General features: G+C 72.1%; 11 protein-coding genes. 9 read left to right on the top strand and 2 right to left on the bottom strand.

From position 1 onward, the window contains the following. Nucleotides 1-19 precede the first annotated feature (19 nt). The 5 genes from OG500_RS11800 (at nt 20) to OG500_RS11780 (ending at nt 8,290) form a co-directional block, all read left to right on the top strand. Entirely contained in the window at nt 20-499 is a 480-nt protein-coding gene (locus OG500_RS11800) for a hypothetical protein (protein WP_327066508.1), read from the top strand. A 157-nt stretch (nt 500-656) separates the two neighbouring features. Beyond that, nucleotides 657-2,243: a hypothetical protein gene (locus OG500_RS11795; protein ID WP_329579512.1), complete on the top strand. Its 1,587-nt coding sequence runs from the start codon at nt 657-659 to the stop codon at nt 2,241-2,243. A gap of 79 nt (nt 2,244-2,322) precedes the next feature. Continuing rightward, a complete protein-coding gene (locus OG500_RS11790; RefSeq protein WP_329579509.1) occupies nt 2,323-5,691 on the top strand; it encodes a right-handed parallel beta-helix repeat-containing protein in 3,369 nt (1,122 codons plus the stop codon). A gap of 14 nt (nt 5,692-5,705) precedes the next feature. Next, nucleotides 5,706-6,995, top strand: coding sequence for a S8 family serine peptidase (locus OG500_RS11785; protein ID WP_329579506.1), 1,290 nt, complete (start codon nt 5,706-5,708; stop codon nt 6,993-6,995). A gap of 215 nt (nt 6,996-7,210) precedes the next feature. Beyond that, nucleotides 7,211-8,290, top strand: coding sequence for an alpha/beta hydrolase (locus OG500_RS11780; RefSeq protein ID WP_329579503.1), 1,080 nt, complete (start codon nt 7,211-7,213; stop codon nt 8,288-8,290). A 72-nt stretch (nt 8,291-8,362) separates the two neighbouring features. Here the strand turns inward: OG500_RS11780 and OG500_RS11775 are convergent, their stop codons facing one another. Together OG500_RS11775 and OG500_RS11770 are read right to left on the bottom strand one after the other, a co-directional pair. Then, on the bottom strand, nt 8,363-8,596 hold the full coding sequence (locus OG500_RS11775; protein ID WP_329579500.1) for a DUF397 domain-containing protein: 234 nt from the start codon (nt 8,594-8,596) through the stop codon (nt 8,363-8,365). Then, nucleotides 8,593-9,447, bottom strand: coding sequence for a DUF5753 domain-containing protein (locus OG500_RS11770; RefSeq protein ID WP_327066502.1), 855 nt, complete (start codon nt 9,445-9,447; stop codon nt 8,593-8,595). The genes OG500_RS11775 and OG500_RS11770 overlap by 4 nt, the downstream gene beginning before the upstream one ends. 224 nt (nt 9,448-9,671) lie before the next feature. On the opposite strand from OG500_RS11770, the gene OG500_RS11765 reads away from it, so the two are divergent. The 4 genes from OG500_RS11765 to OG500_RS11750 all read left to right on the top strand — a co-directional run bounded on the left by OG500_RS11765 (nt 9,672) and on the right by OG500_RS11750 (nt 13,610). Then, on the top strand, nt 9,672-10,169 hold the full coding sequence (locus tag OG500_RS11765; protein ID WP_329579497.1) for an ATP-binding protein: 498 nt from the start codon (nt 9,672-9,674) through the stop codon (nt 10,167-10,169). A 63-nt stretch (nt 10,170-10,232) separates the two neighbouring features. Further along, on the top strand, nt 10,233-11,153 hold the full coding sequence (locus tag OG500_RS11760) for a radical SAM/SPASM domain-containing protein (RefSeq protein WP_329579495.1): 921 nt from the start codon (nt 10,233-10,235) through the stop codon (nt 11,151-11,153). Between the two features lie 92 nt (nt 11,154-11,245). Continuing rightward, entirely contained in the window at nt 11,246-12,178 is a 933-nt protein-coding gene (locus OG500_RS11755) for a mevalonate kinase family protein (protein WP_329579493.1), read from the top strand. An 82-nt stretch (nt 12,179-12,260) separates the two neighbouring features. Then, nucleotides 12,261-13,610, top strand: coding sequence for a phosphomannomutase/phosphoglucomutase (locus OG500_RS11750; protein WP_329579490.1), 1,350 nt, complete (start codon nt 12,261-12,263; stop codon nt 13,608-13,610). Nucleotides 13,611-13,621: the final 11 nt, after the last annotated feature.

The raw sequence follows: 13,621 nt of genomic DNA, 5'->3' as shown, positions 1-13,621 counted from the left end.
ACAGAGACGTAGCAGCAGGATGATCCACAGGACGGAGCAGTACACGATGACGGAGCGGCCCGAGCACGCGACCTTGTCCACCCCGTTCCAGCTCGCGGCGGTGTTCGACAAGGTGGACCCGGTGACCGGGCCGGCCTTCGCCGAGGACCACCCGCGGCTCGCGGACGGGCCCGAGCGCGCGGTGGTCGCCGACTACCTGCGGTCGGGGCCGCACGTGCTGATGACCCCGATGCTGATGGACGACGTGCTGGACCCCGAGCGGCGCGGCGTGGTGCCGATGAGCTTCCGCACCGACGGCGAGTGGATCTGGACCGACACCATCGCCTACTACCTCGACGAGTACGGCCTGGCCCCCGAGCCCGGACTGCTCGCGCACATCCGGGCGCAGGCCGACGTGCAGCGTGCCGAGCCGGCGCCCGAGGTGCTGGAGCAGGCCGTCGCGTTCATCCTCACCCCGCCCGCCGAGGAGGACGAGCCGGTCTGGAACGTGGGGCAGTAGAGCGGGCCGGCGAACACCGGGCAGCAGCGGTGCTGAACCCTGCCCACCTCCCCGTCCGTCACACCGGCAGGAGTGTTGTCGAAGGCAGGGGACGACGGTGGGCGAGGAAAAGCGCGGCTCTGGGGAGCAGCCGGCGCGTGGGTACCAGCTTCCGGCGGTGAGCTGGGCATTCGAGGAGGAGGCCGAGCCGGCGCCTTCTCCTGCTGCTGCCCCGGTGCCGCAGGAGCAGAAGGCTCCGGCGGTGCCCGGCCAGGCCGCGAAGCCGCCTGCGGCCTCGGCTGTGATCGGCGCTGCGCCCGAGATCGCGGCCCCGGCCGCGCCGGGCACCGATGCCAAGGCAGGCGCCGATACCAAGGCGGGCAGCGACGCCAAGGCGGACGCCGACCCGAAGAAGTCCCCGGGGACCGCCGCCCCGGCCGCTGCCGCCAGCACCTCTGCCGCCGCTGCCGCCACCTCCGCCGCCGCTGCCAAGGCGGCCCCCGCCGCCGGTGCGGCCGGGACGGTCGCGGCCTCCGCCGCCGGCCGGGCGCTGCCCCAGGTCGAGGCCGCCGCCGACCTCGCCACGGGAGCCGAACCCGCCGATCCCGAGAACGGGCCCAAGCCGGGCCGGATCTCCAAGCCGATGATCGCCGCCGCCGTCGCGGTGGGCCTGGTGCTGGTCGGCGTGCCGCTGGGGCTCACCCAGCTCGGCGGCGACAAGCCGCCGCACGGGCCGAACCAGGGCAGTGCCCCGATGGGGTACAGCCAGCAGGGCGGCAACGGGGGCGGCAACGGCTTCGTCCCCGGCTTCGACTCGCACGGTGACACGGGCGGCGCCGCCGCGTCCGGCTCGTCCTCCCCCTCCCCGTCGGCATCCGCCGGCTCGCCCGCCGCCGGCGCCTCCGGCTCGCCCGCGCCGGGCCAGAGCAGCCCGAACGGCCAGAGCAGTCAGGGCAGTTCGAACAGTCCGACGGGCACGGCCAACCAGGCCAACCACCCCGCCGGCGGGGCGAGCTCCGGCGGTTCGACCTCCGGTGGCTCCAACTCCGGTGGTGGCTCGGGCGGTTCGGGCGGCTCCAGCGGCGGCGGTGCCGGTGGCTCCGGCGGCGGCAGCTCCAGCGGCGGCTCCGGCGGGACCAGCGGTGGCGGCGGTACCGGTGGCGGCAGCGGCAGCAGCAGCGCCCCCCAGCAGCCCGCCCCGCAGCAGCCCGCGCCCACCACCGCCGCCGCCCAGCAGCCCGCTCCGCCGGTCGCCCCGCCGCCGCCCGCCCCGGTGGTCGCCGTGGCCGCCCCGTTCTGCACCTCCGGCGGCGGCTCCATCACCTCGGCCGGCTCCGGCTCCGGCTCCGGCTGGGGCACCAACAGCGCCGGCGGGTTCACCGGCAGCGGCTGCAACGGCAAGTACTGGTCGGTGCCCATGTCGGGCGACGCCAACAAGGACGACGGCTCCAACTGGGTCCGCTGGACCTTCAACGTCAGCTCGGTCGGCAGCTGCGACATCGCCGTCTACGTCCCGGACAACGGCAACGTCCAGCAGGTCGGCGGCAACCCGACCTACTACACGGTCAACAACGGCAACGGCGGCATCGGCTCGTTCTCGATCAGCCAGGTCAACAGCACGGGCCAGTGGGTGGACGAGGGCAGGTTCCCCTACAGCGGTTCGCTCTCGGTGACCATGCACAGCCGGGGCCAGGACTGGAACAACAGCGGCAAGACCAACGCCCACCACGCCGCCGACGCGGTGCGGGCCACCTGCACGGCCTGACCCGCTCCGGCCCCAGCACGTCACGAGCGGCTGCCCGCCCCAGGGCAGCGCTCACCACCAACGAAGGGAACCCCTGGCAATGTCGCGCCCGGTGCTGACGGTCTGCGCGGAACAGCGGGAGTCCGGCTCCTACCGCACGATCGGTGAAGCCTTGCAGGCCGCCCGCAGCGGTGCGGTGATCTCGGTGCGTCCCGGCCGCTACGAGGAGAACCTGGTGATCACCAAGATGGTGACCATCACCGCCGAGGACGTGCGCGGCAGCGTGCGGATCAGCCCCAAGCGCGGCGCGGTGCTCCAGGTGGTCGCCGAGGCGGTGCAGCTGACCGGCCTGGTGCTGCACGGGCAGGACGACGACCTGCCCACCGTGGACGTGCCGCGCGGCCAGCTCGCACTGCAGGACTGCGAGGTGATCGGCAACTCGTGGACCGCGGTGCTCACCCGCCAGCAGGGCTCGCTGGCGATGCGCGGCTGCCGGGTGGTCAACTCGGCCGGCGCGGGCCTGGTGGAGACCTCCAGCGGCACCAGCGTGATCGAGGACAGCGTGATCGAGCACCTGGGCACCTCCGCCCTGGTGATCGGCGAGCGGGCCAACCCCACCGTGCGGCGCTGCGTGATGCGCGACGCGCGCGGCAACGGCATCTGCGCCAACGGCGAGTCCCGCGGGGTGATCGAGGACTGCGAGATCTCGGCCACCGACAAGCCGGCCGTCGCGCTGGAGGAGAACAGCACCACGCGCCTGCTGCGCACCGAGATCCGGGACAGCGCGCTGGGCGTCTACCTCAGCTCCACCGCCCAGGTGGTGCTGGAGGAGGTCACCGTCACCGGGGTGCGCGGCCACGGCATCGCCCTCGCCAACGGCACCGACCCGCTGCTGCGCCGCTGCCGCGCGGTGCGCACCCAGGGCCACGGCCTGCACATCGCCGGCCGCGCCCGGGGCACCTTCGAGGACTGCGAGGTGATCGGCGCCGCCCAGGTCGGCATCCACGTCGGGGAGTCGGCCGGCCCCTCGCTGGTGCGCGCGGTGGTGCGCGACAGCGGGTCCGACGGCGTCGAGCTGACCGGGGAGAGCAGCGCCGAGTTCGACCGTCTGGAGGTGTACGACGCCTCGGGCAACGGGGTCGTGGTGCGCGAGGGCGCCAACCCGCTGCTGCGCCGGATCACGGTGAACGGTGCGACCGGCCACGGCGTGGCCGTGCTGCGCGACGGGCGCGGCCGGCTGGAGGACGCCACCGTGGTCGACGCGGGCCGGGCGGGCGTGTGGATCGCCGAGGGCGGCAACAGCTACCTCGGCAGCTGCACCGTGCGCGGCAGCGGCGCCGGCGGGATCGTGATCGGCGACGACGGGATCGCCACCCTGCGCGACTGCGAGAGCGCCGACAACTCCTACGACGGCGTCAGCGTCGAGCGGGGCGGCGAGCTGACGGCGACCAGGTGCCGGCTGCGCGCCAACCGTCGGCACGGCCTGCACCTGCAGGCCGGCTCCCGGGCCACCCTGACGGACTGCCGGCTGACCGACAACACGGTGGACGGCGCCCGGGTGGAGACCACCGAGGCGGTCCGGCTCACCGACTGCCTGGTCGCCGAGAACCAGGGCGCCGGGCTGCGCCAGAGCGAGCCGAGCGACCGCCTCGCGGTGGAGAACCTGGACAGCCGCGACAACCGCTCGCCGGACGCGCACGGCACCGCCACCGCCGCCCCGACCGCCGGCGGCCCGGGCGGGAGCGACGACCCGTCCGGGGAGCAGCACCAGCAGGCCGCCGCCCCCGCCGAGGTACGCGGACCGCAGGCCGTGCTGCAGACCCTGGTCGGCCTGGAGGGCGTCAAGGAGCAGGTCGCGACCCTGGTCAACCTCAACAAGCTGGCCAAGCGCCGCGAGCAGGCCGGCATGCCGGCGCTGCCGATGAGCCGCCACCTGGTCTTCGCGGGCCCGCCCGGCACCGGCAAGACCACCGTGGCCCGCCTCTACGGCGCGATCCTGGCCGAGCTGGGCGTGCTGCGCAGCGGCCACCTGGTCGAGGTGGCCCGCGCCGACCTGGTCGCCTCGATCATCGGCGGCACCGCGCTGAAGACCACCGAGGTGGTCAAGGAGGCGTTCGGCGGGGTGCTCTTCATCGACGAGGCCTACACCCTGTCGGCCGGCTCCAACGGCGGCACCGGCCCCGACTTCGGCCGGGAGGCGATCGACACCCTGGTCAAGCTGATGGAGGACCACCGGGACGACCTGGTGGTGATCGTGGCCGGCTACCAGGAGGAGATCCAGGAGTTCCTGGCCTCCAACCCGGGCCTGGCCTCCCGGTTCAGCCGCACCATCGAGTTCGAGAACTACAGCGTCGAGGAGCTGGCCACCATCGTGGAGATGGCGGCCACCGGCCACGGCTACGAACTCGCCGAGGGCACCCGCGAAGCGCTCGTCCTGCACTTCGAGGCGGTGCCGCGCGGCGCCGACTTCGGCAACGGGCGCGCGGCCCGCAAGGTCTTCGAGGAGATGGTGGACCGCCAGGCCTCCCGGCTCGCCACGCTGGAGAGCTTCGACAACGCCGCCATGGCGCTGCTGCTCCCCGAGGACGTCGGCGAGCTGGCCGCCGCCGCACTGGCGAAGGCCAACGGCGCGGAGCAGGAGCCCGAAGGTCCGGGCCTGCTCGACCAGTTGCGCGACATGGTCGGGCTCAGCGAGGCCAAGGAGCAGGTCGAGGACCTGGTCAACCTCACCCAGCAGACCCGCCGCCGGGTGGAGGCCGGGCTGCCCGCCCCGCAGATCAGCCACCACGTGGTCTTCTCCGGCCCGCCCGGCACCGGCAAGACCACGGTGGCCCGCCTCTACGGCCAGCTGCTGGCCGAGCTGGGCGTGCTGCCGACCGGCCAGCTGATCGAGACGGCCCGCGCCGACCTGGTCGGCCGCTACATCGGCCACACCGCCCAGCTGACCAAGGAGGTCTTCGACAAGGCCCGCGGCGGCGTGCTCTTCATCGACGAGGCCTACACCCTGACCCCGCGCTCGGGCGGCGGCGGCGACTTCGGCCAGGAGGCCGTCGACACCCTGATGAAGCTGATGGAGGACCACCGCGACGAGGTGGTGGTGATCGTGGCCGGCTACCAGGAGGAGATGCAGGGCTTCCTGGCCTCCAACCCGGGCCTGGCCTCCCGGTTCTCCCGGGAGATCACCTTCGCGCACTACTCGGACGAGGAACTGGTCACCATCGTGCGCCTGCAGGCCGAGAAGGCCGGCTACCACTGCGCACCGGAGACCATCGCCGCGCTCCTCGCGATGTTCCAGTCCGTCGCGCGCGACCGCACCTTCGGCAACGGCCGGTTCGCCCGGCAGACCCTGGAGGCGATGATCACCCGCCAGGCCGGGCGCCTGGCCAAGCTGGACGTCTCGGACCTGGCCGAGCTGAGCCTGCTGCTGCCGCAGGACATCCCGGCCCAGCGGATCGGCAGCCTCGCGTGAGGCGGGGACGCCGGGTGGCGACCGTCGCCGTGCTGGCCGGCGCCCTGCTGCTGCCCACCGGCGCGGCGCTGGCCAGCGGACCGGGGGCCTCGCCCTCGCCGTCCGGCTCCGGCTCCTCCTCCGCCTCCTCGGACGACACCCTGCCCGGCGTCACCCAGCTGCTCACCTCCCAGAACGGACAGGCCCCCTCCTGCCTGACCCCGTCGACCAAGAACACCCAGGCCACGCCCTGGCCGCAGACCTTCCTGCGGCCCGACCAGGCCTGGCAGCTGAGCCAGGGCGCGGGCGTCACGGTCGCGGTGCTCGGCTCCGGGGTGAGCGACGGCGCCGGGCTGCTCTCCGGCCGGCTCGACGACGCCCCGAAGCTGCCCGGCGGCGGCGACCCGGCGCACGACTGCGTGGGCCACGGCAGCTTCCTGGCCGGCCTGATCGCCGCCGCTCCCCGCGGTGGCACGGGCTTCGCGGGCCTGGCGCCCGGGGCCCGGATCCTCGCGGTCGGCGTCACCGACAACACCGGCGCCAGCAGCCCCGACCTGCTCGCCAAGGGCATCAGGGCCGCCAGCGACAAGGGCGCCCGGGTGATCGACGTGGGCGTCACCCTGCCGGGCGGCAGCGACGCGCTCGCGGCGGCCGTGCACGACGCGGTGGGCAAGGGCGCGCTGATCGTGGCCCCGGCGGCGGTCGACACGGTGCCCCAGACCCAGGACGGCTCCTCGCCGCCGCCCCCCGCGCCCGTCTACCCGGCCGCCTACCCGGAGGTCCTCGCCGTCCGCGACCTCGGCCCGGGAGGCACCCTCACCCAGGGCAGCACCCCGGTCGGCGGCCGGGTCGACCTCGCCGCCCCGGGCGACGCCGTGATGAGCGTCGGCCCGGCCGGCAGCGGCTACTACACGGGCGCGGGCGCCAGCTTCGCGACGGCCTTCGTGGCGGGCTCCGCCGCGCTGGCGCTCTCCTACCGGCCCGACCAGACCGAGGCCCAGCTCGCCCACCGCCTGGAGGCCACCGCCTACCGCCTGGGCGGCGCCCTGCCGGACCCGCAGTTCGGCTACGGCTCGGTGGACCCGGTGGCCGCCGTCACCACCGTCCTCCCCACCCCCTCCGGCGCCGCCCCGACCGTCCGGGCCGCCAAGCTCGCCATGCCCCCGGCCCGCCCGGCCTCCAGCGCCCCGAGCACCGCGGTCACCGTGGCCCTGGCCGCCCTCGCGGTGATCGCCCTGGCCGCCCTGGCCGCCGTCGTCGTCCCCCGGGGCCGCGCCCGCGGCTGGCAGCCGCCGCAGCGCGGGACGCAACGCGAGTTCGGTTAGTCATTCAGGAAACTGTCAGGGTTGATCCAGCGTCCTACCTCCAGGACGGCGTCCCGCTCCAGCCGGAGCAGGTGCGCCGTCCCGAGGTCGGGAGGAGTGCAACCCGGCAGCCCGCCGCCGGTCCACCGGCTCACTGCTCGCGACCTCCCGCCCCACTCGGGGGCCACCGCCCGGATCCGTCCGGCCGGGCGTGCTATCGATCGGAGAGTTCCACCGTGCAGCCGCAGCAGTCGCAGCCGCAGTCGCAGCCCACCCGCACCCGCGCCGTCCTGGTCGGTATCACTGCGCTCGCACTGTCCGCCGCGCTGGCCGCCTGCAGCAGTGGCAGCAGCAAACCGGCCGCCGCGCCCAAGCCGGGCGGCAACGCGGCAGCAGTGGCCACCCCGCCCGCCGGCAGCCCGGCCGCCACCCCGGGCGCCCCGGCGAGCAGCGCGCCGCCGGCGGACGGCAAGGTCGTGATGCCGACCGGCCCGGCCGCCGACCTGAAGAAGGACCATGACACCAAGGCCGGCCCGATCATGGTGACCACCCTGGCGGGCCAGAAGTCCGGCGTCTCCGGCCGTGTCTGGGTCTGGCTGCCGCCGCAGTACAACGACCCGAAGTACGCCAAGTTCGGCTTCCCCGTGCTCACCCTCTTCGCGGGCGGTCAGAGCAACGGCTACAACACCTGGACGGACGAGAAGCAGCTGCCGATCGAGGAGATCGACGCCCAGCTCTCCCAGCAGCAGCAGGCGCACCCCTTCATCATGATCATGCCGGTGCAGAACCTGACCAGCGACGAGCACAAGTCCTTCGACTGCTCGGACATCCCCGGCCAGCCCAAGATGGGCACCTGGCTGTCCCAGGACATCCCGGACTTCGTGCACGCCAACTTCCGCACCCTCAAGGGCCGCGACAGCTGGGGCCTGATGGGCGCCTCCAGCGGCGCCGACTGCAGCGCCAAGCTGGCCATGCAGCACCCCGACCTCTACAAGGCCGCCGTGCCGATCGACGGCGACTTCAAGGCGGACTCCACCCTCTGGAAGGGCCACGAGGCCGAGCAGGCCGCCAACAGCCCCGACAAGCTGATCTCCACCAGCAAGGCCGACGTCAAGATGCTCGCCACCGCCGGCGGCGGCAGCGCCTACGAGGTCGGCGTGGTCAAGAAGTGGGTCGCCAGCGCCGCCGCCCCGACCACCGTCGAGTACTACGAGGAGCCGGGCGGCAAGCACCTCACCACGGACTTCGAGAAGCTGATCCCGATGTCCCTCCAGTGGCTCACCAAGAACCTCACCGGCCCCCAGAGCGACAGCTGAACGGCCGAACAGCGGGAAGGCCCCGGCCCCCTGGGATACCCAGAGGGGGCCGGGGCCTTCCCGCTCTGGTCGCTACGGCGTGAACCGCGGGTCGCGCGCCTCGATGGCGGCCACGACGGCGGCCCACTCGTCACGGCGGAAGGCGAGGTGCGGCCTGGTCAGGTCCTTGTCGTCGCCGAGCCAGATGTCCCCGTTCGGAAACCGAGCACTGAGAACGCAGTTGCCGCTGCCGTCCCCGGAGAACGGGGACTTGCCCCAGTCGGCCTCGGAGGGGTCGTGGTCGTAGGGGTCGTGCTGCTCGCTCATGTGATCTCTTCCAACTTGCGCTCAAGAGCTGTGATGGTGTCCTCCGGCGACAACGCGTACCGCTTCACGCGGTTGAAGGCCCGCTCGGCTCGCCGCACATCGCGTCCCGACCTACGCGGGAGCATACCGCCCACCGCCTCGATGAAGACGAACTCCGCATCTGCCCCTTGCGGGAACCGCAGAAGCGTGACGCCCGAGGCCAGGACCGCCGGCCGACCGGCACTCAACGGGATCATCCGCAGTGTCACGTTCGGGTACCGGGCCACCTTGATGGCGTGCCTGATCTGTTCGGCCAGGACCTCCTGGTCGCCTGCGATCAAGAGCGTGACTTCTCCGAAGTACGCCTCGACAGTGAGGATCGGTTCCTCGGTCAGCCTGCGTTGACGGAGCATTCGAACTTCGGTCGCAGCCTCGATCTGCTCCTCGCCCGGGCTGTCGAGCCCCGCCGCGATCATCTCGTTGGCGTAGCCCTCGGTCTGAACCATGCCGGGAAACCCGGTAGGGAAGTACTCCATCATGTGCGCCGCTTCGGCTTCGAGGCCGAGATACTCGGCGTACGCAGCGGTGATCGTGTCGTTGAAGTCGCGCCACCAGCGCCTGGACGGGCCGTCCTCCAGCAGGCCCTCCATCTCCTCGCGCTCCTGGCCCGTGATCCCGCAGTGGTCCAGGAGTTCGGCGAGGTCGGCTGCCGTGATCGGTAGTAGGGCGCGTTCGACCTTGCTGAGCCGGGCCGCATCCCAGCCCTTCAGGCCGGCTGTCGCCTCGGCGAGCGTCTTGCTGTTCTCCAGCCGCCAGCTGCGCAGGTCGTCCCCGAGACGGATCTTCTTGTAGGCGGACAGGTCTTTGCCCACTCAGCCCCTCCTTCCGATGCAGCTGCCAGTCTCTCCGGACGGCTGCGCCAGCTCAACCCTCAAACTTTTTCCAATTTGGTTCACCGTTTGAGTTGCAATTTTCTGTGCATGCCCGCCACACTCAACGTGACGACACAGAGCAGTCACTGACTAGCTGTCAGTGACTTTGCCCGTGCCCTGGCCGTGCTGCGCCCAAGTCGGCGACCGGGGATCTGGTTCACCACATGACCGCCGCGCCCGGGCTACGCCTTGGCCATCGGCGAAGGGACTGGACTGTGGACATCATCAGTAGAGCGGTGCTGCGGCGGTGCCAGCTGGAGCTGGCGGCAGATCCGCGCTCGGCCGGCCTGGCCCGCCGTCAGGTGCGGGAAGTCCTCGCGGAGTGGGGCTGGACCGGTGAGCGGGTGGACGACGTGCTGACGGTCTGTTCGGAGCTGGTGGCGAACGCGGTGGAACACGCGAGCCCGCCCGGCGCCGTGGTGGTGGTCCGGCTGCAGGAGATCCGTGGCGATTGCCGTCTCGAGGTGGTCGACGGGCGTGCCGATCTGTGGCCCAGGGAGCGTTCGGCGGCGCTGGGGGAGAGGGGTCGGGGCCTGCTGCTGGTGCGCTTGCTCTCGGAGGACTTCGGCGTGGTGCGGCAGCTGCGGCAGGGCCGGAAGACGGTCTGGTCCCGGATCCTGCTGGGCCGCCCGATGGATGGAGAACCGGGGGTCGCGGCCTGAACCACCGGACCCGTGCCGGGGCAACCGCCAACCACGTCACGTGACTTCGAGTAAGGACTCGCCATGGCTGAGCCGCTCTTCCTGGCCGGTGCCGTCATCCCGACAGTGCGCCCGCACCTTCCGGTGGTCCCACCGCCGGACCGACCGCTGGCGGGTGTGCGGTATGCGGAGATCGAGACTTCGCGGCTGTGCAACCGCTCGTGCTCCTGGTGCCCGACGGGGCAGACCGTCTGGCGCAAGCACCAAGAGCTGATGGACTGGGGCCTGTTCGCGAAGGTCACCGCCGAACTCGGAGCCGTCGGCTTCGACGGATACTTCGCGTTCCACAACTACAACGAGCCTTTGGCCAATCCGAGGCTGCTGCGCGAAGTCGTCCGGGTCCGGACCGAGGTGCCCCGGGCGAAGCCTTCGGTCTACACGAACGGCGACCTGCTCAAGCGCGACCTGCTGATGCAACTGCGCGACGAGGGCGTGAAGTACATCAGAGTCACCCGCTACCCGCACCGTGCAACCACGGTCCCGACGTACGAGGCGCTGCGACGCTGGCTGAAGCTGGCCGGGCTCGACGGCCCGGAATTCGACTGGCGGTTCTCCGAGGTCCGGCAGGGGCTGGCCGCTACTTGGACGGACACGGTCACCGGGATCAGGACCGAGGTCATCCGGCCGGCGATCGACACCTACAACGACCGCGGCGGCACGGCGGTGGTGCCGAAGAGTGGTGAGCCCCGCAGGTCCCCGTGCCTGATGACGGCAACCTCGATCAGCGTCAACTACCTGGGCGACGTCAAGATGTGCTGCAATGTCGAGCCGCTTGAGGATCAGCACCGGCAGTACGTCGTGGGCAATGTGCGCGACGCGAGCCTCGGCGAGTTGTTCGGCGGGCCGCTGATGGCTCTCTGGCGTGAGCGGCAGGCCCAGGCGGACTGGTCCGCTTCCGCGGCCTGCCGCACCTGTGTTCAGCCACTGCCGGAGACCCGGCGATGACCGACCTGGCACTCCGGGTCGTGACGGCCTCCGCACCAGGGCGGCTCTGCCTGGCGGGGGAGTCGTTGGACTGGATGACGGGCGGCTCCTCGGTGGTCGCCGCGGTGCCGCTGCGAACCCGGGTGAGCGCATGGCGAGCTCCAGGTGGCGACGCCTTGGCCCTCTCCTCGGGTGCACCGCTGCACCGTACTCGACTGCTGCCCGCCCAGCGCGCGGCCGAACGCCGTTACGACGGCGACGAGCTGGACCACCTCCAGGCAGCGGCTCGGGTCGCCCTGCGCGAAGTCGGCCGCATCGCCGGAACCGTCCTCACCGCGACCACCGACCTCCCCGTCTCCGCCGGGCTGTCCTCCAGCGCCGCTCTGACCCTGTCGGCGGTCGCCGCGCTGGCCGGCCTGAGTGGCGCAGCACTTGACGTGGACGCCGTCTGCCGCCTGGCTCGCCGGGCCGAGGTGAGCGAACTCGGTTCGGGGGCGGGCTGGATGGACTTCCTGGCGTGCGCGCACGGTGGCGTCAACCAGGTGGATGCCGGTGAAGTCCCAGGTATCCGGCGCCTGGCGGCCACCCTCGGTGTTCCTGTGATCCTCATCGACACCCGGCAGCGCCGCGCCACCGGGACTGTCCTCGCCGCCAAGCGCGACCGATTCCAGGCACGCGAGCCGGGCATGATCGCGTACTCCCGGGAGGCTCCGCTACTGGTCGACGCGCTGACCGGCGTGCTCACCGCCTCAGCGGTCGACTTCCGGGAGGCCGGACGCCTCGTCAGCGCTTACCACGGCCTCCTGCGGGACAAGGTGCGCTGTTCCACCGATCTGATCGATACGTGCGCTCAACTGGTTGTCGCGGCAGGCGCATTCGGCGCCAAGCTCAGCGGATCCGGACATGGCGGCTGCCTGTTCGCCTTGGTCCCCGGCGACGCCGTGACGTCGGTCCTGCGGTCCCTGGCGGACCTGCCCGTCCACACCATCGTGCTGCCCGATGGCGAGCCTGACGGGCTGATCGTCAACGGGCGGTCGGCCGGGTAGACCCTCTTCCCTTCCGAACTGTGGCGATCCGGCCACGGTCGGTAATCTCCTCCTAAGGTCCAGCAATCCAGGAAGGCACCTCATGCCCGACTACTCCCGCCTCGTGAAGGCGTACGACATCCGCGGCCAGGTCCCCGAGCAGCTGAACACCGAGATCGCCACCAAGGTCGGTGCGTTGTTCATCCGTCTCACCGGGGCGGACCGAATCGTGGTCGCCCAGGACATGCGCACCACCTCCCCGGCGCTGGCCGAGGCGTTCGCGGCCGGGGCCAACAGTGCGGGAGCCGAGGTGATCGACGCCGGACTCGGTTCGACCGACTATCTGTACTACTGCTCCGGCAGTCTCGACCTCCCCGGTGTGATGATCACCGCGAGCCACAATCCGGCCCGCGACAACGGCATCAAGCTCTGCCGCAAGGGGGCCGCCCCGATCGGCGAGGACACCGGCCTGGCCCAGATCCGCACCTGGCTGGAGACCGACGACCTCCCCGCCCCTGCACCGACGCCCGGCACCACCACCCGGCGCGAGCTGCTCACCGAGTACGCGGCCCACCTGAACTCGCTGGTGGACCTGTCCGGCAGTCGCCGCCTGAAGGTCGTAGCCGACGCCGGGAACGGCATGGCCGGGCACACCGTCCCCGCGGTGTTTGCCGGCCTGCCGATCGACCTGGTGCCGCTCTACTTCGAACTCGACGGCAGCTTCCCCCACCACGAGGCCAATCCGCTGGAGCCGAAGAACCTCCTCGACCTCCAGGCCAAGGTCACGGAGGTCGGCGCGGACATCGGTCTGGCCTTCGACGGCGATGCCGACCGGTGCTTCTTCATCGACGAGAAGGGCGAAGCCGTCCCGCCCTCGGCGATCGTCGGCCTGGTCGCCGTCCGCGAGCTTGCCAAGGACCCCGGGTCGGCCATCATCCACAACGTCATCACCAGCGCCGCGGCCGTGGAGATCATCCGTGAGCACGGTGGCACCCCGGTCCGTTCCCGCGTCGGCCACTCCTTCATGAAAGCCCTGATGGCCGAGCACGACGCGGTCTTCGGCGGCGAGCACTCCGGGCACTACTACTTCCGCGACTTCTGGCGCGCCGACACCGGCATGCTCACCGCCCTGCACGTCCTGGCGGCGCTCGGCGAACAGGAGCGACCCCTGTCGGAGCTGGTCGCGGACTACTCCCGCTACGTCGCCTCCGGGGAGATCAACTCCGAGGTCGCCGATGTGCCCGGGGCGCTCGACGAGGTCGAGGCCGCCTACCGGAAGGCCGACCAGGTCACGAGCGACCGCCTGGACGGCCTCACCGTCGACTTCGGCGACGGCCGGTGGTTCAACCTCCGCCCCTCCAACACCGAACCCCTGCTGCGGCTCAACGTCGAAGCGCCTGACGAGCGGTCCATGGCGGCCCTGCGGGACGAAGTTCTCGCCCTCATCCGCTGATCCGGCTTCTG

It is taken from the genome of Kitasatospora sp. NBC_01250, from assembly GCF_036226465.1.
In the GTDB taxonomy this organism is placed as follows: domain Bacteria; phylum Actinomycetota; class Actinomycetes; order Streptomycetales; family Streptomycetaceae; genus Kitasatospora.
The sequence above is the reverse complement of the archived record's forward strand: the minus strand, read 5'-3'. Positions and strand labels throughout refer to the sequence as shown.